Source organism: Rhodococcus koreensis (genome assembly GCF_017068375.1).
Lineage (GTDB): Bacteria > Actinomycetota > Actinomycetes > Mycobacteriales > Mycobacteriaceae > Rhodococcus_F > Rhodococcus_F koreensis.
This window is the reverse complement of record NZ_CP070609.1, coordinates 1,188,091-1,208,972: the sequence shown is the minus strand read 5'-3', so window position 1 is coordinate 1,208,972 and position 20,882 is coordinate 1,188,091. Positions and strand designations below refer to the sequence as shown.

20 protein-coding genes are annotated in these 20,882 nt (G+C 69.2%); 9 read left to right on the top strand and 11 right to left on the bottom strand.

Annotated elements, in window-relative coordinates:
* Positions 1–44: 44 nt before the first annotated feature.
* Positions 45–1,610 (top strand): MFS transporter, encoded by a 1,566-nt coding sequence (locus JWS14_RS05530; RefSeq protein ID WP_072945311.1) that lies wholly within the window; start codon positions 45–47, stop codon positions 1,608–1,610.
* Here JWS14_RS05530 and treZ read toward each other — a convergent pair.
* Together treZ and JWS14_RS05520 are read right to left on the bottom strand one after the other, a co-directional pair.
* On the bottom strand, positions 1,577–3,310 hold the full coding sequence (treZ, locus tag JWS14_RS05525) for a malto-oligosyltrehalose trehalohydrolase (protein ID WP_206012652.1): 1,734 nt from the start codon (positions 3,308–3,310) through the stop codon (positions 1,577–1,579). The genes JWS14_RS05530 and treZ overlap by 34 nt on opposite strands.
* Positions 3,311–3,350: 40 nt before the next feature.
* Positions 3,351–3,500, bottom strand: a complete 150-nt coding sequence (locus JWS14_RS05520; RefSeq protein WP_005260252.1) for a hypothetical protein — start codon at positions 3,498–3,500, stop codon at positions 3,351–3,353.
* Positions 3,501–3,609: 109 nt separating this feature from the next.
* Here JWS14_RS05520 and JWS14_RS05515 point away from each other — a divergent pair, with 109 nt between their 5' ends.
* Both JWS14_RS05515 and JWS14_RS05510 read left to right on the top strand, forming a co-directional pair.
* Positions 3,610–3,798, top strand: coding sequence for a DUF1918 domain-containing protein (locus JWS14_RS05515; protein ID WP_005247576.1), 189 nt, complete (start codon positions 3,610–3,612; stop codon positions 3,796–3,798).
* Positions 3,799–3,889: 91 nt separating this feature from the next.
* Positions 3,890–4,519, top strand: coding sequence for a TetR/AcrR family transcriptional regulator (locus JWS14_RS05510; RefSeq protein ID WP_206012651.1), 630 nt, complete (start codon positions 3,890–3,892; stop codon positions 4,517–4,519).
* A gap of 16 nt (positions 4,520–4,535) precedes the next feature.
* On the opposite strand, the gene JWS14_RS05505 is transcribed toward JWS14_RS05510, so the two are convergent.
* Genes JWS14_RS05505 through JWS14_RS05490 form a run of 4 tightly spaced genes read right to left on the bottom strand, consistent with a single transcriptional unit; the run spans position 4,536 to position 11,519 of the window.
* Positions 4,536–5,474, bottom strand: a complete 939-nt coding sequence (locus JWS14_RS05505; protein ID WP_072945303.1) for an NADP-dependent oxidoreductase — start codon at positions 5,472–5,474, stop codon at positions 4,536–4,538.
* Positions 5,475–5,503: 29 nt separating this feature from the next.
* Positions 5,504–7,885: a malto-oligosyltrehalose synthase gene (gene treY, locus JWS14_RS05500; protein WP_206012650.1), complete on the bottom strand. Its 2,382-nt coding sequence runs from the start codon at positions 7,883–7,885 to the stop codon at positions 5,504–5,506.
* A 13-nt stretch (positions 7,886–7,898) separates the two neighbouring features.
* Positions 7,899–10,172 (bottom strand): glycogen debranching protein GlgX, encoded by a 2,274-nt coding sequence (gene glgX, locus JWS14_RS05495; protein ID WP_072945298.1) that lies wholly within the window; start codon positions 10,170–10,172, stop codon positions 7,899–7,901.
* A gap of 54 nt (positions 10,173–10,226) precedes the next feature.
* Positions 10,227–11,519, bottom strand: coding sequence for an adenosylmethionine--8-amino-7-oxononanoate transaminase (locus tag JWS14_RS05490; RefSeq protein ID WP_072945287.1), 1,293 nt, complete (start codon positions 11,517–11,519; stop codon positions 10,227–10,229).
* 65 nt (positions 11,520–11,584) lie between these two features.
* On the opposite strand from JWS14_RS05490, the gene JWS14_RS05485 reads away from it, so the two are divergent.
* Positions 11,585–12,739 carry an 8-amino-7-oxononanoate synthase gene (locus JWS14_RS05485; protein ID WP_072945284.1) on the top strand — a complete coding sequence of 385 codons (1,155 nt, stop codon included), beginning with the start codon at positions 11,585–11,587 and terminating at the stop codon, positions 12,737–12,739.
* Positions 12,736–13,431 carry a dethiobiotin synthase gene (gene bioD / locus JWS14_RS05480; protein WP_072945282.1) on the top strand — a complete coding sequence of 232 codons (696 nt, stop codon included), beginning with the start codon at positions 12,736–12,738 and terminating at the stop codon, positions 13,429–13,431. The genes JWS14_RS05485 and bioD overlap by 4 nt, the downstream gene beginning before the upstream one ends.
* Before the next feature lie 9 nt (positions 13,432–13,440).
* On the opposite strand, the gene JWS14_RS05475 is transcribed toward bioD, so the two are convergent.
* Both JWS14_RS05475 and JWS14_RS05470 read right to left on the bottom strand, forming a co-directional pair.
* Positions 13,441–13,815, bottom strand: a complete 375-nt coding sequence (locus JWS14_RS05475; RefSeq protein ID WP_167372214.1) for a VOC family protein — start codon at positions 13,813–13,815, stop codon at positions 13,441–13,443.
* Between the two features lie 26 nt (positions 13,816–13,841).
* The gene (locus tag JWS14_RS05470) at positions 13,842–14,228 is read right to left on the bottom strand and encodes a VOC family protein (protein WP_206012649.1); all 387 of its coding nucleotides are present in this window, start codon (positions 14,226–14,228) and stop codon (positions 13,842–13,844) included.
* A gap of 171 nt (positions 14,229–14,399) precedes the next feature.
* On the opposite strand from JWS14_RS05470, the gene JWS14_RS05465 reads away from it, so the two are divergent.
* The 4 genes from JWS14_RS05465 to JWS14_RS05450 are packed head-to-tail and all read left to right on the top strand — an operon-like array spanning position 14,400 to position 18,212.
* Entirely contained in the window at positions 14,400–14,684 is a 285-nt protein-coding gene (locus JWS14_RS05465; RefSeq protein ID WP_072945279.1) for a hypothetical protein, read from the top strand.
* Positions 14,681–15,505: a hypothetical protein gene (locus JWS14_RS05460; protein WP_206012648.1), complete on the top strand. Its 825-nt coding sequence runs from the start codon at positions 14,681–14,683 to the stop codon at positions 15,503–15,505. Before JWS14_RS05465 ends, JWS14_RS05460 begins: the two co-directional genes overlap by 4 nt.
* A gap of 21 nt (positions 15,506–15,526) precedes the next feature.
* Positions 15,527–17,461: a fumarate reductase/succinate dehydrogenase flavoprotein subunit gene (locus JWS14_RS05455; RefSeq protein WP_072945275.1), complete on the top strand. Its 1,935-nt coding sequence runs from the start codon at positions 15,527–15,529 to the stop codon at positions 17,459–17,461.
* Position 17,462: 1 nt separating this feature from the next.
* Positions 17,463–18,212, top strand: a complete 750-nt coding sequence (locus JWS14_RS05450) for a succinate dehydrogenase/fumarate reductase iron-sulfur subunit (RefSeq protein WP_095865253.1) — start codon at positions 17,463–17,465, stop codon at positions 18,210–18,212.
* Between the two features lie 61 nt (positions 18,213–18,273).
* Here JWS14_RS05450 and JWS14_RS05445 read toward each other — a convergent pair whose 3' ends face one another.
* The 3 genes from JWS14_RS05445 to JWS14_RS05435 are packed head-to-tail and all read right to left on the bottom strand — an operon-like array spanning position 18,274 to position 20,865.
* Positions 18,274–18,945 (bottom strand): sterol desaturase family protein, encoded by a 672-nt coding sequence (locus tag JWS14_RS05445; protein ID WP_095865254.1) that lies wholly within the window; start codon positions 18,943–18,945, stop codon positions 18,274–18,276.
* Positions 18,942–19,679, bottom strand: a complete 738-nt coding sequence (locus tag JWS14_RS05440) for a FadR/GntR family transcriptional regulator (protein WP_083395832.1) — start codon at positions 19,677–19,679, stop codon at positions 18,942–18,944. Before JWS14_RS05440 ends, JWS14_RS05445 begins: the two co-directional genes overlap by 4 nt.
* Before the next feature lie 55 nt (positions 19,680–19,734).
* Positions 19,735–20,865, bottom strand: a complete 1,131-nt coding sequence (locus JWS14_RS05435) for a lipase family protein (protein ID WP_072945268.1) — start codon at positions 20,863–20,865, stop codon at positions 19,735–19,737.
* Positions 20,866–20,882 lie beyond the last annotated feature (17 nt).

Sequence of the window (20,882 nt, the reverse complement as noted above, 5' to 3'; positions counted from 1 at the left end):
TTCATCACGCTGCCGGCCCCAATCGGAAAGTCGCAGGAAGATAAATGTCTGTCTCCACGGATCGCGGGATCAACGACGCCTACGGCGCGCCAGGTCAGTCCTCCGCATCACGCCGAGACTGGCTCGGATTGGTCGTCCTGGCCTTCGCCGTCCTCCTGATCGCCGTCGACGGCACGGTGCTCGACCTCGCACTGCCGTTCATCAGCGCCGACCTCGAGCCCAGCAGCACGCAGCTGCTGTGGATCATCGACGTCTATTCCTTCGTCCTCGCCGGACTGCTCATCACCATGGGCACGCTCGGCGACCGGATCGGGCGGCGCCGGCTACTGCTCCTCGGCGCCGCCGGATTCGGTATCGCCTCGCTGATCGCGGCATGGGCGCCGACACCCGAGATGCTGATCGCAGCCCGTGTGCTGCAGGGAATCTCGGGTGCCACCCTGATGCCCGCGACCCTCGGCCTGATCCGCACGATCTTCGTCGACCCGCGCCAGCGGACCCTCGCCATCGGCGTGTGGGGAGCGATGGCCGGTGGCGGCACCGCGGCGGGCCCGCTGATCGGCGGCTGGCTGCTCGAGCACTTCTGGTGGGGCTCGGTGTTCCTGATCAACATCCCCGTGATGCTGGTGCTGATCGCCGTGGGACCGATCGTGATTCCCGAGTCGAAGGACCCCGCGCCGGGACGGTTCGACCTGCTCAGCGCGGCGTTGTCGATGACGACGATGCTGCCGCTGGTGTACGCGGTCAAGGAGACCGTGGTGCACGGCGTCGACCCGGTGCTCCTCGGCGTCGGTCTCGTCGGTGTCGTGTCGGGTGTGGTGTTCGTGCGCAGGCAGAAGTCGATGAAGGACCCGATGATCGACATCGGACTGTTCGCGAAGCCCGCGTTCTCGACCGCCGTCCTCACCAACCTGCTGTCCATTTTCGCGCTCGCCGGTGTGCTGTTCTTCGGCTCGCAGTACCTGCAGTTGGTGCTCGGCAACACTGCGTTCGAATCGGGTGTGCTGATGCTGCCCGGGATGCTGATGAGCGCGGTCACCGCGCTCGCAGCGGCCTGGATGGTGCGCCGGTGGGCCACCTCGCACGTGCTCGGCGGCGGCCTCGCCGTCGCGGGTGTGGGTGCGGCACTGATGCTCACGCTCGGCGTGGACGGTGCCCCGACGATGTTCGTGGTCGGCTTCGGTCTCGCCGGAGCGGGTGTCGGTATCGCGTTGACGCTGACGTCCGACCTCGTGGTGAGCGCCGTCGAGCCCGAACGGGCCGGCGCCGCCTCCGCGGTGTCCGAGACCGCGTACGAACTCGGCATCGCGCTCGGTGTCGCCGTGCTCGGCAGCGTCGTCATGGCGATCTTCCGGAACGGCCTCGACACGTCGATGCTGCCGCAGGAACAGATCGAGCCCGCCCAGGGCACGCTCGGCGCCGCGGTCGCGGAGGCTCAGCATCTTCCCGAGGCGGCGCGGGCAGTGTTCCTGGAGTCCGCGCAGTCGGCGTTCGTCGACGGCATGCACGTCGCCGCGGGCGCGACGGCCGTGATCCTGTTCACGACCGCGATCCTCGTCCTGCGGATGCTGCGCGACCGTCAGGGTGAGCTGTCGAGCACCACGAACGAGTGACCCGGTAGCACCGTCGCCGACCCGGTCCCGTCCTGCGTCGGCGGCTCCCACCAGAGCACGGGGGAGCCGCCGACCGGGACGGTCACCGGTTCGGCACCCAGGTTGCAGGCGAGGCGAAGTGCGCCGCGGTGCACCACGATCCACTGCTGCGCCTCGTCGTAGTCGACGGACAGGTTCTCGAGCCACGGGTCCGTCAGCTCGGCGCGCTCCCGCCGTAGCCGCAGCAGCGAGCGATAGCAGTCCAGCAGCCGGGCATGCGGCTGCCGGACGGGTTCGTCCCAGTCGAGCTTGGACCGCTCGAACGTCTCCGGGTCCTGCGGGTCGGGAACGTCGTCCGTGCTCCAGCCGTGCTCCGCGAACTCGGCCTTGCGTCCCTCCGCCGTCGCCCGCGCGAGGTCCGGCTCCGGGTGCGAGGTGAAGAACTGGAACGGGGTGCTCGCCCCCCACTCCTCGCCCATGAACAGCATCGGCGTGAACGGCGAGCAGAGCACGAGCGCCGCCTTCACGGCGAGCTGCCCGGAATCGAGATACGTGCCGGGCCGGTCGCCGGTCGCCCGGTTGCCGATCTGATCGTGCGTGCACGTGTACGTGACCAGCGAACTGGCAGGGGTCCGCCGCGTGTCCAGCGGCCTGCCGTGCGTGCGACCCCGGAACGTCGAGAACGTGCCCGCATGGAACCAGCCCTGGCGCAGCGTGTCCGCGAGGCAGGCCATCGAACCGAAATCTCCGTAATAGCCCTGCCTCTCGCCCGACACCGCAGCGTGGATGGCGTGATGCACGTCGTCGTCCCACTGGGCGTCGAGGCCGCAGCCGCCTGCCGACCGCGACGTGATCAGGCGCGGATCGTTGAGGTCGCTCTCGGCAATGAGCGTCAGCGGTCGCCTCAGGTGCGCGGACAATCGGCGGGTCTCGATGGCCAGTTCCTCGAGAAGATGGGTGGCGGTGTGGTCGACGAGCGCGTGGACGGCGTCGAGTCGGAGCGCGTCGATGTGGAACTCGCGGAACCACCGCAGCGCGTTGCCGATGATGTAGCGGCGCACCTCGCCGCTGTCCGGTCCGTCCAGGTTGATGCTGCGGCCCCAGGTGTTGGCGCCCTGCGCCAGGTACGGGCCGTACCGGTCGAGGTAGTTCCCCGACGGTCCGAGGTGGTTGTAGACGGCGTCGAGGACCACGCCGAGACCGCGGGCGTGGCACGCGTCGACGAGGGTCTGCAGCCCGTCCGGTCCGCCGTAGCCCTCGTGCACCGTGTACCAGAGGACGCCGTCGTATCCCCAGTTGTGGGTTCCGTTGAACCCGTTGACGGGCATCAGTTCGACGAAATCCACGCCGAGGCCGACGAGATGGTCGAGCCGGTCGACCGCGGCGGCGAAGGTGCCCTCCGGAGTGAACGTGCCGACGTGCAATTCGTAGACGACGGAGCCGGCGAGCTGCCGCCCGGTCCACTGCGAGTCGGTCCAGAGGCTCTCGTCGAGGGTGTGGAGCTGGGACGCGCTGTGCACGCCGTCGGGCTGGCGCGGCGACCGGGGATCGGGGAGCGGGGTGTCACTGCCGTCGAGGAGGAACGCGTACCGGGAGTCCGGTGACGCGTCGACGTCGGCCCGCCACCACCCGTCCGGTGACGGGGTCATCTCGTGGCGCCTGCCGTCGACCTCCACGGAAACCGATGTCGGGATCGGGGCCCATACCTCGAATGTGTGCACCCGATCAGCATGCCTCGGCCGGGCGGGCCGCGCAGGACAGTCAGCTCTCGGGCGTGCCGGAGTCCTCGACCTCCTCGATGATCTCGGCGCCGAGAACCGACAACCGGTGTTCCTCGGCGTCCTGTACGGTGCCGAAGTCCTGCTCCTCGAGCACGTTACGGTCCTTGTCGAGGTATCGATACGTAGCCATGTCCCCACGATGGCACACGGCGGCAGAGATGGCGGCGAGTCGGCCCTTTCGCCCCGCATCCGGAAGTAGCAAGCTGAGAGTACGGACTCGAACGTCGCGAGGAGCAGTCATGCACGTAGCAGTGGGAGACCGGTTGCACGTTCAAGGCCGGGTGGTCGGAGTGCACGAGACGACCGCCGAGGTCGTGGAGGTACACGGCGAGAACGGCGAACCGCCCTATCTCGTCCGATACGACGACGGCCACGAGGCCCTCGTGTTTCCCGGATCCGATGCCTGGGTGGAACACCCGAAGTCGTAGGCATCGGGCGTTTCGCCCGGTCCAGGCGCGGCGGATCGCCGTGCCTCATTGGTTGCACGGTCGATGAATCGAATGCGTCTATCGTGAGACCGTGCCCGACTCCGCCAAGAGGCCCTACTCTTCGCCGCTGCGTGCGGAATCGGCGCGCCGGACCCGCCTCCTCGTCCGGGATGCCGCGGCCCGGTTGTTCACCGAACGCGGATACGTCAGCACCACGGTGCGAAACGTGGCCGAAGCAGCCGGGGTGTCGACCCGCACGGTGTTCACCGTGTTTCCGGGCGGCAAGGCGGAACTGTTCCACCAGGCACTGCACGCGGCGATTCAGGGCGAGACCGACGCCGCGCGTGGTGCCCGCACACCCCGGGACGGCGACCCGGTGGAGCGGATCCTCGAACAGATGGTGGGCTACAGCACCGACGTCCTGGAGCGGGCCGGAACCCTGATGGCGACGTCGATCGAATCCTCGGGGGCGGACGAGGACATGCGGCGGTTCGCCGACGAGGGCGCGCGGGCGTCCGCCGAGAATGCGATGACCCTCGCCGAGGGACTCGCCGCCCACGAACTGCTGCGCCCCGAGATCTCCGTCCAGCGGGCCGCCGACGTGCTGTTCACGGTCGTGTCGCCGCAGGTGTATTCGATGCTGCGCGTGCAGTGCGGGTGGGATGTCGACGAGTACCGGAACTGGGTGAAGGCGACGATCCGGGCCGGTCTGCTCTACTGAGGGCCGACATCCCCGCCTACGGCAACAGGATGAATTTGCCCGCCGCGTGCGGCTTCCGGAGATCGGCGTGAGCGCGCGCCGCCTCCGACAGCGCGTACGTGCGCGCGACCCGCACCCGCACGTCACCGTTGCCGGCGAGGTCGACGAGGGCGGCTCGGAAACGTTTACGCAGTTCCATGCCTTCCGGCCCCAGCGCCCCCACGATCCGGAACCCGGCCTCGCCCGCCCGTGTCCCCGGGACGGTCGTCACCAACCGCGACCGGTCCCGCACCAGGTCCACGGACACGTCGACGGCCTCGTCGCTGCCCGCGGTATCGATGACGGCGTCCACCCCGTCCGGTGCCAGGACACGGATCCGGTCGCTCAGGCCGTCCCCGTACGACACCGGGGTCGCGCCGAGCGACCGCACGTAGTCGTGGTTGCCGGGGCGGGCAGTGCCGATGATCGTGGCGCCGCGGGCCCGGGCCAACTGCACGACGAACGACCCCACGCCGCCTGCCGCGCCGTGCACGAGCAGCAGGTCGCCGGTGCCGACGTTCGCCGTGTCGAGGGTGTCGACCGCAGTGGCACCCACCGCGAGAAGTCCGGCGGCCTCGTTCCACGGCAACGACGCCGGTTTCGGGACCACCGAATCACCGGACACCACAAGCCGGTCCGCGTAGGCCTCCGACAACGGGTACGCGATCACCTCGTCGCCCACCGCGATCGGGCCCCTCGGCCCCGTGGCGGAGTCACCCACCTCCGCGACGACGCCCGCCGCCTCGCTGCCCAGCCGCATCGGCAGGACGGCGGGATCGGCGCCGAACGCGCCGCTGTACAGCTTGTAGTCGATCGGGTTGACCCCGATCGCGCGGACCTCGATCACCACCTCACCCGGTGCCGGACCCGCCGGTTCCGCATCGACCAACGCGAGGACCTCCGGCCCTCCGTACGCCCGGGCAACCACACGTCGCATACACAGGCCAGTACCCCTGTGAGTACTTCTTAACCGCGGGCGGTTAAGAAGTACTCACGGGCCAGCAGCACCACGGGGTAGCGGGCGAACAGGGTGGACGTGTCGACGCGGCCGCCGGGGTGCGTCGCGGAGGTGAGCAGGTCGGTCCAGGTTCCGTCCGGGAGGGTCACCGCGGTGTCGCCCCAGCCGTCCTGTTGCAGCCCCACGCTGTGCCGGGTGGCCAGGGCCGCGACGTCCGGCGCCGATCCCTGGGGCCCGCGGGTGAAACCGATCAGGTGCTCGGCCGCGGTCCCCGATGCGAAGACCGGCGCGTACGTGCCGCCCACGAAGCTCCCCGGACGGTCCCGGCGCAGGCGCAGGGCCGTCTGTACGACGTGCATCTTCGCCGCGCCGGTGGCGTCGACCGGAGGGGTGCCCAGCCCCGCGAGCGCGGTCCGCCGCACGTCGTAGTCCACGGGGCGGCGATTGTCGGGGTCGACGAGCGAGTCCTCCCACAGTTCGGTGCCCTGGTACACGTCCGGGATCCCGGGCCCGCACAGCTGGAGGAGCTTCTGGCCGAGCGCATCGGACCAGGCGTGCGGCGCCAGTTGCGTGCACAGCGATCCGAGGGCCTTGCCGACGGTGCCGTCGATCACCGTGTCCAGCCAGCGGTGGAGGTCGCGTTCGAAGTCCTCGTTCACGTCGTTCCACGACGTCCGGGTCCCGGCTTCCCGGACGGCCTTCTCCGCGTACGCGTGGACGCGGTCACGGAAGCCGGGCACCTCGCCCGCGGCCCGGCCGTCGACCGGCCACACCCCGAACAGGTTCTGCCACAGGAACAGTCCGGTGGCGGGATCGGGGCTGGGGGCAATGCGCTCCCACTGGTCGACGCATTCGGCCCACAGGTCCGGCACCTGCGACAGGATGCCGATCCGGGCGCGGACGTCCTCGCCGCGTTTGGTGTCGTGCGTCGAGAGCGTCGTCATCGCCTGCGGCCACCGGGTGGCGCGCTCGGCCGCGGCGAGGTGGAATTCGGCGGGGGAGACGCCGACGTTCGCGGGGTTGCCGCCCACCTCCTGCAGCGACACCAGCCGGGCCGTGCGGTAGAACAGGCAGTCCTCCACGGATTTCGCCATCACCGCGCCGCAGACCTGCTGGAAGCGGGTGGCCGCCTCACCGCCGGCGATCAGGGCGGCGGCGAGGGCGGACAGCGCCGCGGACCGCCCCGGTTCGCGCCGCGCGGCGTCACCGATCACGCGGGTCGCGAGCCCGGCGAGCGGGCTGTAGTCGGACCGGTACACGGGCATCGCCGCGACGACGTCCACCACGGCGTCGCGCAGGTCAGGATCTGCGCAATCGGTGCCGGTCTCCGCGCGGATCGCGCGGACGAGGCGCCGGATCTCCGGGGCGAGGCCGGTGCTCGCGACGTCGCGTTTGATCGCGGTTTCGTGCCCGTGGATCCACGTCGCGTCACCCCGGTCGCCCGTGCGGGACGCCGACAGGGCGGTCAGCGCGGGAGCTCCCGACGGGTCGACGAACACGCCGCCGAGTTCGGCCAGTGCGTCGTAGCCGGTGGTGCCCTCGATCGGCAGGTGATCGTCCAGGGGTTCGGAGTGGCCGAGGATCTTCTCGATCACGAGCCAGCGGTCCGCGCCGATCACGCCGCGCAGCCGGTCGAGGTATTCGGCCGGATCGGACAACCCGTCGGGGTGGTCGATGCGCACGCCGTCGATCAACTCGTCCGCCACCCAGCTCCGCAGTTCGCGGTGCGAGGCCTCGAACACGCGGGGATCTTCCTGACGGATCCCGGCCAGTTCGCTGACCGCGAAGAATCGGCGGTACCCGATGAGCCCGGAGTTCCACGGAACCAGGCGGTACGCCTGCGCGTCGTGCACCGACTCCGGCTCGGTCGCGTCCGTGCCGGGGGCGATGGGGAACCGGTGCTCGTAGAACGCGAGCAGCGGCTCCGGTCCCGAGCGGTCGACGGTCAGCGACTCGAGGTCGGCGTCCGACCCGAGGACGGGCAGCGCGAGCCGTCCGCCCGCGCCGTTGTCTTCGCTCCAGTCGATGTCGAAGAAGTCGGCGTACCCGGAGCCGCGACCGTGCGTGAGAACGTCCCACCACCAGGCGTTCTCACGCGGATTCGCGACCCCCACATGGTTGGGGACCAAGTCGACGACGATGCCCATGCCGCGGCCGCGCAACTCCCGTGACAGCGCGGCCAGCGCCTCCCGGCCACCGAGGGCGGGGGACACGCGGGTCACGTCGGTGACGTCGTAACCGTGGGTCGAACCGGTGGTGGCCGTCAGGATCGGCGACAGGTAGACGTGCGAGATCCCGAGGTCGTCCAGATAGTCGGCGACGGCGGCGGCGTCCGCCAGGGTGAAGCAGTCTCCGCGCAGTTGCAGCCGGTAGGTCGCCGTGATCCCCATCGTCGTCCCCGGCTCAGGCGGTCCGGCGCAGCACGACCAGCGACCGGGCCTCGACCTGCAGCGAATTCCCGGCCTTGATCACCGCGTCCTTCGCCCCCGTCGGCACGGCGGTGTCGAGCACGACCGCCCACTCGTCGGCGTAATCGGAGTTCGGCGTGGAGAACTCGATCTCCTCGTCGTGCGCGTTGAAACACAGCAGGAACGAGTCGCCGACCACCCGCTCGCCGCGGTGGTTGGGTTCGGGGATGCCCTCGCCGTTGAGGAACACCGCAAGGGACTTCCCGAAACCACTGTCCCAGTCCTCGGGGGTCATCTCCTCACCGGACGGGGTGAGCCAGGCGATGTCACGGGTCTGGTCGCCGCTGCGGATGGGGGTGCCCTCGAAGAACCGGCGGCGGCGGAACACCGGATTCTTCATCCGCAGCGCGATGACCCGTTTGGTGAACTCGACGAGGTCGGCGTTGGTGTCCCCCAGCGACCAGTCCATCCACGACAGTTCCGAGTCCTGGCAGTACACGTTGTTGTTGCCCTGCTGGGTGCGGCCCATCTCGTCACCGTGCGCGAGCATCGGCGTCCCCTGGCTGAGCAGGAGGGTGGCCAGGATGTTGCGGGTCTGCCGCCCCCGCAGATCGAGGATCTCCGGATCGTCCGTGGGTCCCTCGACGCCGCAGTTCCAGGACCGGTTGTGGCTCTCGCCGTCGTTGTTGTCCTCGCCGTTGGCCTCGTTGTGCTTCTCGTTGTACGACACCAGGTCGTGCAGGGTGAACCCGTCGTGGGCGATGACGAAGTTGATGCTCGCGCCGGGGCGGCGGCCGGTCGCCTCGTACAGGTCGGAGGAGCCGGTGAGCCGGGACGCGAATTCGCCGAGCGTCGCCGGTTCGCCCCGCCAGTAGTCGCGGACGGTGTCCCGGTACTTGCCGTTCCACTCCGTCCACAGTCCGGGGAAGTTGCCCACCTGGTAGCCGCCCTCGCCGATGTCCCAGGGTTCGGCGATGAGCTTGACCTGGCTGACGATCGGATCCTGCTGGACGAGGTCGAAGAACGCGGAGAGCCGGTCGACGTCGTGCAGTTCGCGGGCGAGCGTGGACGCGAGGTCGAAGCGGAAGCCGTCGACGTGCATCTCGGTGACCCAGTACCGCAGCGAGTCCATGATCAGCTGCAGGGTGTGCGGGTGCCGGGCGTTGAGGCTGTTCCCGGTGCCCGTGTAGTCCATGTAGTGCTCGGCGTCGCCGTCGACGAGCCGGTAGTAGGCGGCGTTGTCGATGCCGCGGAACGAGATGGTCGGACCGAGATGGTTGCCCTCGGCGGTGTGGTTGTAGACGACGTCGAGGATGACCTCGATGCCCGCCTCGTGGAACGAGCGGACCATCGCCTTGAACTCCGACACCGCGGCGCCCGGCTTCTCCGCCGACGAATACCCGGTGTGCGGGGCCAGGAAGCCGAACGTGTTGTAGCCCCAGTAGTTCCGCAACCCCTTGTCGAGCAGGGTCTGATCGTGCATGAACTGGTGCACCGGCATCAGTTCGATCGCGGTGACGCCGAGGTCGACGAGGTGGTCGATGATCACCGGATGCGCGAGGCCCGCATACGTGCCGCGAAGTTCTTCCGGCACACCGGGATGCGTCGCCGTCATGCCCTTGACGTGGGCCTCGTAGATCACGGTGTCGTGGTACGGGTGCTTCGGTGCGCGGTCGGCGGCCCAGTCGAAGAACGGGTTGATCACGACCGTCGTCATCGTGTGGCCGAGCGAATCGTGTCCGGGCAGTCCCGGCGCCGAGTCGGCCTCGGCTTCCGCTGCGCGTGCGTCCTCGGCGTCCTCCGCCTCGATGTCGTCGTCGGTGTCGACGATCAGCGGGTCGTCCCCGGATTCCTCGTCCCCGGCGTCCGCGAGGGCGTCCTCCGCGGACGCGTCGATGTCGTAGGAGAACAGGGACCGGTCGCCGTCGAATTCGCCGTCGAACGCCTTGCCGTAGGGGTCGAGGAGAAGCTTGCTGGGGTCGCAGCGGTGCCCGGCCGAGGGGTTCCAGGGGCCGTGGATCCGGTACCCGTACCGCTGCCCGGGCACGACGGTCGGCAGGTATGCATGCCACACGTAGCCGTCGACCTCGTCGAGGCGCACCCGCGTCTCCGTGCCGTCCTTCGCGATCAGGCACAGATCGACCGCCTCGGCGACCTCGGAAAACAAGGAGAAGTTCGTCCCGGCCCCGTCGTAGGTGGCGCCCAGCGGGTAGGCGCTGCCGGGCCACACGGGAATGGGCGTGGTGCCGGTCGACTCGCTCGCTTCCATATCGAGAACACTAGCCCGCGTTCGCGTCGCTCTCAGCCCGACGAGAGCGCACCGTCAGCCCCGGGTGGAGGTCCGTGCGGCAGCAAGCATTCCGGTTGTGATCTTCCGCACGTCCTCGCTGGTGCACACGTACGGCGGCATCGCGTAGATCAGGTTGCGGAAGGGCCGCAACCAGGTCCCCGCCGCCACCGCGGCGTCGGTTGCGGCCCGCATGTCGACGGGCTCGGAGAGTTCGATCACTCCGATCGCGCCGAGCACCCGGACGTCCCGGACGCCGGGCAGTTCCCAGGCAGGCGCGAGACCCGATTCGAGCCCCCGGCGCACGTCCTCGACCTCGCCGCGCCAGTCGCGCGACAGCAGGAGTTCGATCGACGCCACCGCGACGGCGCAGGCCAGCGGGTTCGCCATGAACGTGGGGCCGTGCATCAGCCCGCCTGCGTCGCCGGCGCTGATGGTCTCGGCGACGTCGGTGGAGCAGAGCGTCGCGGCGAGGGTCAGGTATCCGCCGGTGAGGGCCTTGCCGACGCACATGATGTCGGGGCGGGTCCCGGCGTGGTCCGCGGCGAACAGTTCGCCGGTGCGGCCGAAGCCCGTGGCGATCTCGTCGAACACCAGCAGGAGCCCGTGCTCGTCGCAGATGCGGCGCAGCTCCGAGAGGTACCGGGGGTCGTGGAAACGCATGCCTCCGGCGCCCTGCACCACCGGCTCCACGATGACGGCCGCCAGTTCGCCGGTGTGCGCGGCCACCAGGCGCTCGAACTCCGCGACGTACCGCGGGTCGAACTCGCGCGGCGGCGGTCCCGCGAAGACCTGCCGCGCGAGAACGTCCGTCCACAGGGAATGCATGCCGCCGTCCGGGTCGCAGACGCTCATCGGCGCGAACGTGTCGCCGTGATAGCCGCCGCGCCAGGTCAGCAGCCGATGCCGCTCCGGCCTGCCGCGACTGCGCCAGTACTGCAGGCACATCTTGACGGCGACTTCGACGGACACCGAACCGGAATCGGCGAGGAACACCTTGTCGAGTCCGTCCGGGGTGATCTCCACGAGCAGCTGGGCGAGCCGCGCGGCCGGTTCGTGGGTCAGCCCGCCGAACATCACGTGGCTCATCCGGCCGAGCTGCGCGGTCGCCGCCGCGTCGAGGACGGGATGCCGGTAGCCGTGGACCGCCGCCCACCACGAACTCATGCCGTCGACGAGTTCGCGTCCGTCGGCGAGTGTGAGGCGGGTGCCGCTCGCCTCGGCCACCACGAGCGGGGTGGTCGACGCGGGAAAGGCGCCGTACGGATGCCAGAGCAGGGAGGCATCGAGGGAGGTGATGTCGTCGGCGGACAGGCTCGGGGAGGTCACGGTCTCGACCCTAGCCATCGGAGGAAAAACGGGTCCACCCGGGTTGAACACCGTTCAAGTCGCGTATGGTGCCGAGTGTGAGTACCGACCACACCTTCACCACCTGGCTCGACGACGTCGAGGAGCGGCGGCGCGCTGCGGGACTGCGCCGCGAGCTGCGTCCACGCACGCCGGGCAGCGCGCTCATCGATCTGGCGTCCAACGACTACCTCGGGCTCGTACGGCACCCCGAGGTGCTGCACGGCGCGATGACCGCGCTGCGGCGGTGGGGCGCCGGAGCCACCGGCTCGCGACTGGTCACCGGTTCGACCACCGAGCACGAACTGCTCGAAACGGAACTGGCCGAATTCGTCGGCGCCGACGCCGGGCTGGTGTTCTCCTCGGGATACACCGCCAATCTCGGCGCCGTCACCGCACTGTCCGGCGCCGGATCGCTGATCGTCTCCGACGCGGGCAGCCACGCGTCGCTGGTCGACGCGTGCCGGCTGTCCCGGGCCAGGGTCGCCGTCGCACCGCACGCCGATCTCGACTTCGTCCGCAGCGCACTGGCCACCCGGCCGGAAGAGCGGGCGCTGGTCGTCACGGATTCGGTGTTCAGCGCGGACGGTGATCTCGCGCCCCTCGTCGACCTGCACCGCGTGTGCCGCGAGTACGGCGCGTTTCTCGTGGTGGACGAGGCCCACGGTGTCGGAGTCCGTGGCGCAGGGGGCCGCGGACTCGTGCACGAGGTGGGGCTCGCGGGCGAACCCGACATCGTCGTCACGGCCACGCTGTCGAAGTCGTTGGCCAGCCAGGGCGGTGTGGTGCTGGCGTCGGAGAAGGTGCGCGCACATCTCGTCGACGCCGCGCGCACGTTCATCTTCGACACCGGACTGGCCCCGGCCGCCGTCGGTGCGGCCCGGGCCGCCCTCGCCGTTCTGCGGCGTGAACCGCACCGCGCCGACTCCGTCCTGAACCGCGCCCGGGATCTCGCGCGGTTCACCGGTGCCGCGGCACCGGAGTCGGCGGTGGTCTCGGTGATCCTCGGGGATCCGCAACGCGCCTTCGACGCTGCGGCCGCCTGCCGCGAGCAGGGGCTGCACGTCGGCTGCTTCCGGCCCCCGTCGGTGCCCGAGGGCACGTCGCGGCTGCGGCTCACCGCCCGCGCGACGCTCGATCAGGACGAACTGGCCCGGATCGAGTCCGTGCTCACCGACGTCCTGGCGGGGGCGTCGGCATGAGCATCCTCATGGTCACCGGAACGTCGACGGACGTCGGCAAGACGGTGGTGACGGCGGCGCTCGCGGCGGCCGCGCGCGAGGCGGGGCTGTCCGTCGCGGTGTGCAAGCCCGCGCAGACCGGGGTCGCGCCAGGAGAACCGGGCGATCTGGCGGAGGTGACCCGCCTGTCCGGTGTCACTGCGGTGGTGGAACTTGCCCGCTATCCGGAGCCACTGGCCCCCGACACCGCCGCCCGGCGCAGCGGCCTGCCGATGCTGCGGTGCGGCGACGTCGTCGAGTCGGTCCGCGCCCTCGCCGACCGGCACGATCTGGTCCTCGTCGAGGGTGCGGGCGGGTTGCTGGTGCGGATGGGCGCCGAGGGCTTCACGCTCGTCGATCTCGCGCTCACGCTCGGCGCACCGGCCGTCGTGGTCGCGGCGGCCGGACTCGGCACGCTCAACCACACCGAACTCACGACCCGGGCTCTGGCGGCGGCAGGGATCGCCTGCGCGGGCACGGTGATCGGGTCGTGGCCGGACGAGCCCGGACTCGCCGAGCGGTGCAATCTGGACGACCTGCCCGCGGTGACGGGCGTCGAACTGGCCGGCTCGATCCCGGCGGGCAGCGGCCGTCTCGACCCGGCGTCGTTCGCCGCGTCCGCGTCCACGTGGTTCGACGGTACGTGGCTGAAGGCGACGATCACGGCTCGCTGAGCGGGACGGTCAGGATTCCGCGAGCACCGACAGCACGTTGCCTGCCGGGTCGGTGAACCAGGCGATGTCCGGCCCGTTGCCGCGCATGATTCCCTTGTCGTCCTGATCGAAACCGTCGTACCGCAGGAACCGGATCCCGCGTTCGGTGAGCGCGTCGACGGCCTTCTCGACGTCGTCGACCGCGAAGTTCAGGATCGTGAACGTCGCAGGCGTGTGATCGGGTTTCGGGTAGATCAGCACCACGGGACCCTGGGGGAGATGCAGGCCCAGCAGGCCCATCTCCTCCTCGGTGACCTCGAGCCCCAGGGTGTCGCTGTAGAAGGATTTGGCCGCGGCGATGTCGTCGACGGCGAATCCGCTGAATGCTCTGGCGTTGTTCAACATGTCGGTCTCTCTTCCACTGCCGGTGGTCAGGACATCTCGGCGCGCGCCCGCGCGCTGAGCTGGATGATCTGAACGTAGTTGCCGTCGGGGTCGACGGCGGTGCCGAACCAGCTGCCGTCACGATCCTCGAGCGGGGACAGCCACGTCGCCCCGAGCTCGTCGAGGCGGCCGGCCGCGGCGCGGGCGTCGCCGACCTCGACGTTGAGGAGGACACGCCCGGGTTCGGGGTTCGTGTCGCCGACGTCGTCGCGCCGGTCGAGCATGATGGAGAAACCGTCGAAATCGAGGACGTCGTAGCCCGGTTCGCCGGGCGTGCGGTCGACCTTCGGCGAGAACGCGGCCGTGTACCAGTCCCGCAATCGTTCGGGGTGTGTGCTGGTGAGCAGGATGCTTCCGATGGTGGCGTCGGCCATGATTTCCTCCCGGTGAGGGTTCGGTTTGGGTTGTCCTACAGGTATCGACTCGGCCGCCCGGCGAAATTCATCGCCCCGGTTTTCCGCGGGCCGAAAGCTGCCCCGGGTTCCCGGAATATCGGTAGTGTGATTCAGGTCACGGATACATCCGGCTGGGTTGGGAGGGGTCACATGTCGACCTCCGAAATGCTCGAATTGAATCGCACCATCGACCGCCTCCGGCGCGCAGTCGGTTCGTTGCGAACGATGTACGGCGACGCCGCATCCGTGCGGCGGCTGAGCAACGATCTGGAGCGCCTCGAGATCGACGCGCGCGACCTCGACTCCTCGCCACCGAACGTCGTCCACCGCGAACCGGTGGAACGAATCAAGGTGTCGGACACCCCGTACGACGCGTCGATGTGGCTCGGTATCGATGACGAGGGGCTGGGCGGGCTCCACTACGAGCGCGGATGAGCGCGCCGCCGAAGAATTCCGAAAGTGCCGGTGTGGGGGCGCCGACGCGTGCCCGGATCGCGGAACGCACGCTCCGCACCGACCGGTGGTGGCTGGCGCCGCTGCTGACGGTGCTCGGCCTGTCCGTCTTCGTGGTGTACGCATCGGTCCGGTCGTGGGTCCGCACGGCGTACTTCGTCGAGGACTACCACTACCTGACGCCGTTCTACTCGCCGTGCCTGAGCGATTCGTGCGTGCCCGGTTCGAGCGACTTCGGGACACCCATCGGCGAGTTGCCGATGCTTATCCCGCTGGGGTTCCTGGTGCTGCCGTTCCTGCTCGGCTTCCGGCTCACGTGCTACTACTACCGCAAGGCCTACTACCGGTCGGTGTGGTTCTCGCCGCCCGCGTGTGCGGTCGCGGAACCACACGGCAAATACACGGGGGAGACGCGGCTGCCGCTGATCGTCCAGAACGCGCACCGCTACTTCTTCTACGTCGCACTCGTCGTGTCGCTGATCAACACGTACGACGCGATCCGCGCGTTCCACGGCGCCGACGGCGGCTTCGGAATCGGGCTCGGCACCCTCATCATGGTCGGCAACGTGATCCTGCTCTGGGCGTACACCGTCTCCTGCCATTCCTGCAGGCACGTCACCGGCGGCAGGCTCACCCACTTCTCCCGGCACCCGATCCGATACCGCCTCTGGACCGGGGTCAGCAAACTGAACACCCGGCACATGCAGCTCGCCTGGACCACCCTCGCCACACTGATCGTCACCGACTTCTACGTGATGCTCGTGGCGAGCGGCACCATCTCCGACCTGCGCCTGATCAACTGACTTCACCGAAGAGGGAGTGGAATGACGGAAGTCGAACGGCACCAGTACGACGTCGTGGTCATCGGTGCCGGGGGCGCCGGACTGCGAGCCGTCATCGAGGCCCGGGAGCAGGGCCTGTCCGTGGCCGTCGTCTGCAAGTCGCTGTTCGGCAAGGCGCACACCGTCATGGCGGAGGGCGGTTGCGCCGCCGCGATGGGGAACGCCAACGAGAAGGACACGTGGCAGACGCATTTCCAGGACACGATGCGCGGCGGCAAGTTCCTCAACAACTGGCGGATGGCCGAACTGCACGCCCGGGAGGCTCCCGACCGGGTGTGGGAACTCGAAACGTACGGGGCCCTGTTCGACCGGACCCCCGACGGCCGGATCAGCCAGCGCAACTTCGGCGGTCACACGTATCCGCGGCTCGCGCACGTCGGTGACCGCACCGGGCTGGAACTGATCCGCACCATGCAGCAGAAGATCGTGTCGTTGCAGCAGGAAGATTTCGCCGCCACCGGCGATTACGAGGCGCGGATCAAGATCTTCGCCGAGTGCACCATCTCCGAGCTGACCAAGGACGGCGACCGGATCTCGGGTGCCTTCGGATACTGGCGCGAGAGTGGACGTTTCGTGCTGTTCGAGGCACCCGCCGTGGTGATGGCCACGGGCGGGATCGGCAAGTCGTTCAAGGTGACGTCGAACTCGTGGGAGTACACCGGCGACGGTCACGCCCTCGCTCTCCGCGCAGGCGCCAACCTCATCAACATGGAGTTCGTGCAGTTCCACCCCACCGGCATGGTGTGGCCGCCGAGCGTCAAGGGCATCCTCGTGACGGAAGGCGTCCGCGGCGACGGCGGGGTCCTGAAGAACTCCGAGGGCGAGCGGTTCATGTTCTCGTACATCCCGCCGGTCTTCAAAGGGCAGTACGCGGAGACCGAGGAAGAGGCCGACGGCTGGTACAAGGATTCCGACAACAACCGCCGCACACCGGATCTGCTGCCCCGCGACGAGGTGGCCCGCGCTATCAACTCCGAGGTCAAGGCCGGACGGCAGACCCCGCACGGCGGCGTGTACCTCGACATCGCCTCGCGGATGCCCGCCGACGAGATCGTCCGGCGGCTGCCGTCGATGTACCACCAGTTCAAGGAACTCGCGGACGTCGACATCACCAAGGAACAGATGGAGGTCGGGCCCACCTGCCACTACGTGATGGGGGGCATCGAGGTCGACCCCGACAGCGGGTCGTCCAGCGTCGCGGGTCTGTTCGCCGCGGGGGAGTGCTCGGGCGGGATGCACGGCTCCAACCGGCTCGGCGGCAACTCGCTGTCCGACCTTCTCGTGTTCGGGCGTCGCGCCGGACTGGGGGCGGCGGAGTACGTGAAGTCGCTGCAGGAGCGGCCGGTGGTCTCCGCGGCCGCCGTGGATGCGGCGGCGCGGATGCTGTTGTCGCCGTTCGATCCCGCGGTCGGGGAGGGCGGTACCACCGAGAACCCGTACACGCTCCACACCGAACTGCAGCAGACCATGAACGACCTCGTCGGCATCATCCGGAAGGAAGACGAGATCGTCCGCGCCTTGGAGAAACTCACGGAGATCAAGGGCCGGATCGGGGGCGTGGAGGTGGAGGGGCACCGCCAGTTCAACCCGGGATGGCACCTCGCCGTGGACCTGCGGAACATGGTGCTGGTCAGCGAATGCGTCGCGCAGGCGGCCCTGCTGCGCACGGAAAGTCGCGGCGGGCACACCCGCGACGACCACCCGAGCATGGAGGCGGAGTGGCGCAACACCCTGCTGGTGTGCAGCGTCGTCGGCGACATGTCCGCGCACCCCGATTCCGTGGTCCCGGACGTCACGGTCACCCGCGAGCCGCAGCTTCCGATGCGACCGGAACTGCTGGAGTTGTTCGACATCGACGAACTGGCCAAGTACTACACCGACGCCGAACTCGCGGAACATCCGGGAAGGACGGCCTGAGATGGGATACGACGCGCAGTTCCGGGTATGGCGCGGCGACGCCGACGGCGGCGCCCTCCAGGACTACTCCATTCCCGTCAACGAGGGTGAGGTGGTGCTCGACATCATCCACCGGTTGCAGGCGACGCAGACCCCGGACCTGGCGGTGCGATGGAACTGCAAGGCGGGCAAGTGCGGGTCGTGCTCCGCGGAGATCAACGGCCAGCCGCGGCTGATGTGCATGACGCGGATGTCGACGTTCACGGAGGACGAGGTGGTGACGGTGACACCGCTGCGGGCGTTCCCCGTCATCCGGGACCTCGTCACCGACGTGTCGTTCAACTACCAGAAGGCGAGGGAGATCCCGTCGTTCACCCCGCCGCCGGGACTCGGGCCGGGCGAGTACCGAATGCAGCAGATCGACGTCGAACGGTCGCAGGAATTCCGCAAGTGCATCGAGTGCTTCCTCTGCCAGAACACGTGCCACGTCATCCGTGATCACGACGACAACAAGCCGGCGTTCTCCGGTCCCCGCTTCTTCATCCGTGTCGCCGAACTGGAGATGCATCCCCTGGACACGGCGGACCGTCGTGACGCGGCGCAGGAAGACTTCGGTCTCGGGCTGTGCAACATCACCAAGTGCTGCACCGAGGTGTGCCCCGAAGGGATCAAGATCACCGACAACGCCATCATTCCGATGAAGGAACGGGTGGTCGACCGGCGGTACGACCCGATCGTCTGGTTGGGCAACAAGCTCTTTCGCCGCCGTTAGTGCCCTTCGGGCCCGTGAGTACTTGTTAACCGCCCGACGTTAATAAGTACTCACGGGTGCGTCAGCGCACGGCGTGGAGGTTGCGGGCGGTGGGCGATTTCTCGACCGATTCGGGGTCCGGGTCGGTGCCGAGGATCCGGTCGGCGGTTCCCGAGGTGGTGACGGTGAACCAGTAGTGCTCGTTCTTGTAGTGGTGATGGCGGTGGTTGCGCCAGATCGCGCGGTAGAGGCGGGAGTTCGGCTTGTAGTCGCTGTGGATGAGGTAGTGCGTCCATTCGTAGAGGACGCCCAGGACGCTCAGCACCACGAGGAAGGTCAGCCCGAGCCCGGTGCGGGGGAACGTGAACACTGCGAGCGCCACGAGAACCGGGATCAGCCACATCAGGGTCTGCCACGGAATGAAGACGAGCGGCACGTCGCGGGGATCGACGTGGTGCTCGCGATGCTTCCGGGCGAGGAGCGAATCGACGGTCAGGCCCAGGACCTTCCGGGGCTTCCAGTGCAGGATGCAGACGTGGATGACCCATTCGGCGAACGGGAACACCGCCAGCATCACCAGCGGCACGACGGCATCGGTGACCTGCCAGTCGCCGACGACGACGCGGGCGACCGAGGCAGCGGCGAGCATGCCGCCGATCATCCACGGGGACGGGTGGCGGCGGAACTGGTCTGCGGCGTCGCGGAGGGTGATCGACCTGCGCTGGCGGCGATCTGCGGGAGGTGTCGTGGTCATGTGTCCTTCTCCGAATCGTGGTGTTGCAGTGTGTCGATCACGGCGGTCACGGCCGCCGTCCCGAGGTCGAGCAGGGTGGTGGCGGTGTGCGCCGCGAGGTCTTCGTCGTGTGCGGAGATGGCGTCCGCAAGCCGGTGGTACAGGTCGGCGCGGCCGACCTCCGCGACCATCACGGCGGCCATCGCGGTCATGGTCGGTTCGTACGCGTTGCGGAGGCTGTTGAAGATGAGCCGGAACGCGATGGAATCGGCGGTGTCGACGACGCGCTCCCAGAAGGCCAGCGCGCCGACCTGCTGCGCGACGGGATCGCTCTCGGCAGCAAGGTGATCCACGGCCTCGCGGAGAGCTGCGGCCGACTTCTCGGTCGCCCGGTCCGCGGCGAGCCGGGCGATCTGCACGCCGATCATCCGCCGGGCCTCGAGGATGCTGCGGACCACCGCCCAGTCGGGTTCACCGCCGCGGATCAGCAGCTGGGACAGCAGTTCGGGCCCGCCGTGCTGCCGGAAGTCGCGGACCGAGGTGGCGTCGCCCTGCCGGACCTCGACGAGCCCGGCCTGGGCGAGTTTCTGGATCGCTTCCCGGACCGCGGGCCGGGACACCCCGAACGCCTCGGCCAGGCGCCGCTCGCTGGGCAGGGCCTCGCCGGCGGCGAGGTCGCCGCCGAGTACGCGCGCGGTGATCTGGTCGAAGACTTCGGTGGAGGCGGATTTCCGCGCGATCGGCTCGAACATCATGACCCGACACTAGAACGGCTACAGGTAAGAGGTCAAGTGGTCTTACCAGTGAATCTCAGCCGAACAGGCTCCGGACGAACGCGGTGGTGTCGGGCAGGGACGCGGGCATGGTCGTGAGGTGGCCCGTCGGATACGTCCGGAAGAGGAACTGCTGCCCGTTCGCGGTGAGGTCGGCGGTGAACTTCCAGGTGAGGGCGATGGGGACGACGTCGTCGAACAATCCCTGACCGATGAACAACGGCCGGTCGTAGCCCCGGACGGGGACTCCGAGCGTGGTGCGCAGCGCCGCCAGGACCGCCGGGTCGTCGAGGGGGCGCGACATCAACTGCCCGATGGAGATGCCGGCGAGTTGCGGGGCCGCCTCCTCGTAGCAGAGCGACTCCACACGATTCAGGACGTCGACGCCGAGCGGGGTGAGGTAGCTGTCGACGTCCAGGTCGGGCCGCGACGCCCGCAGTCCCGCGAGCGCGTACGCCACGAACACCGTGCTCCCGGTGAGGGGGATCTGCGGGAAACCTGGGCCGACGAGGGGCGCGAGGTTCTCCAGATTGGACGGGGCACCGGTGGCGACGGTGCCGCGGAAGTCGAGATCGGGTGCGTAGGTGGTGGCCATCGAGGCGGCGACGAGAGCGGCGTGGCCGCCCTGCGATTGACCGATCGCGACCCACCGGTTCGACAGGGACGGCGTGACGGCCCGCGCCGCGCGCACCATGTCGATCACGCTGTGCGCCTCGGTGGGTCCGTCCAGGTACGGGTGCACGCCGGGTGTGCCGAGGCCGACGTAATCCGTTGCGACGATGGCGTACCCCTGGTCGAGCCAGGCCTTGACGTACGGTCCGGCGAGTTTCCCCGTCACCGTCGGCGCGCACGCGTCGGCGATGCCGACCGTTCCGTGGGCCCAGGACACCACGGGCCATCCGCCGGGTGGCGCGTCACCGGGTGGCAGCAGGACCGCGCCGGTGCTGAGCGCGGGTTCGTTCATCGGCCCTGTCGTCCAGTACGTGACGTACGTGGCCTCGGCGACACCCGCCGGCCGCGCGTCCGGCGCCACCGGGGTCTCGGCGACGACGGCACCGGGATCGCCCACCGCGGTCTGCGCCGGCGCCGGGGTGGGCGCGCCGAGAAGCGACAGTGCGAGTGCCGCCGCGAGGGCCGTTCCGGCGCGGCGGCCGAGCGAAGACGTCATCGCGTCCGTCCCTGGGC

What these genes read in the sequence shown, in the direction of transcription:
- JWS14_RS05505 (WP_072945303.1), bottom strand. Translation starts at nt 5,474, where the DNA reads ATGCGACGTGTGGTTGCCCGGGCGTACGGAGGGCCGGAGGTCCTCGCG.
- JWS14_RS05520 (WP_005260252.1), bottom strand. Translation starts at nt 3,500, where the DNA reads ATGGCTACGTATCGATACCTCGACAAGGACCGTAACGTGCTCGAGGAG.
- JWS14_RS05455 (WP_072945275.1), top strand. Translation starts at nt 15,527, where the DNA reads ATGACGGAAGTCGAACGGCACCAGTACGACGTCGTGGTCATCGGTGCC.
- JWS14_RS05485 (WP_072945284.1), top strand. Translation starts at nt 11,585, where the DNA reads ATGGTGCCGAGTGTGAGTACCGACCACACCTTCACCACCTGGCTCGAC.
- bioD (WP_072945282.1), top strand. Translation starts at nt 12,736, where the DNA reads ATGAGCATCCTCATGGTCACCGGAACGTCGACGGACGTCGGCAAGACG.
- glgX (WP_072945298.1), bottom strand. Translation starts at nt 10,172, where the DNA reads ATGGAAGCGAGCGAGTCGACCGGCACCACGCCCATTCCCGTGTGGCCC.
- JWS14_RS05445 (WP_095865254.1), bottom strand. Translation starts at nt 18,945, where the DNA reads ATGACCACGACACCTCCCGCAGATCGCCGCCAGCGCAGGTCGATCACC.
- JWS14_RS05465 (WP_072945279.1), top strand. Translation starts at nt 14,400, where the DNA reads ATGTCGACCTCCGAAATGCTCGAATTGAATCGCACCATCGACCGCCTC.
- JWS14_RS05475 (WP_167372214.1), bottom strand. Translation starts at nt 13,815, where the DNA reads ATGTTGAACAACGCCAGAGCATTCAGCGGATTCGCCGTCGACGACATC.
- JWS14_RS05460 (WP_206012648.1), top strand. Translation starts at nt 14,681, where the DNA reads ATGAGCGCGCCGCCGAAGAATTCCGAAAGTGCCGGTGTGGGGGCGCCG.
- JWS14_RS05440 (WP_083395832.1), bottom strand. Translation starts at nt 19,679, where the DNA reads ATGATGTTCGAGCCGATCGCGCGGAAATCCGCCTCCACCGAAGTCTTC.
- JWS14_RS05450 (WP_095865253.1), top strand. Translation starts at nt 17,463, where the DNA reads ATGGGATACGACGCGCAGTTCCGGGTATGGCGCGGCGACGCCGACGGC.
- treY (WP_206012650.1), bottom strand. Translation starts at nt 7,885, where the DNA reads ATGGGGATCACGGCGACCTACCGGCTGCAACTGCGCGGAGACTGCTTC.
- JWS14_RS05470 (WP_206012649.1), bottom strand. Translation starts at nt 14,228, where the DNA reads ATGGCCGACGCCACCATCGGAAGCATCCTGCTCACCAGCACACACCCC.
- JWS14_RS05530 (WP_072945311.1), top strand. Translation starts at nt 45, where the DNA reads ATGTCTGTCTCCACGGATCGCGGGATCAACGACGCCTACGGCGCGCCA.
- JWS14_RS05515 (WP_005247576.1), top strand. Translation starts at nt 3,610, where the DNA reads ATGCACGTAGCAGTGGGAGACCGGTTGCACGTTCAAGGCCGGGTGGTC.
- JWS14_RS05435 (WP_072945268.1), bottom strand. Translation starts at nt 20,865, where the DNA reads ATGACGTCTTCGCTCGGCCGCCGCGCCGGAACGGCCCTCGCGGCGGCA.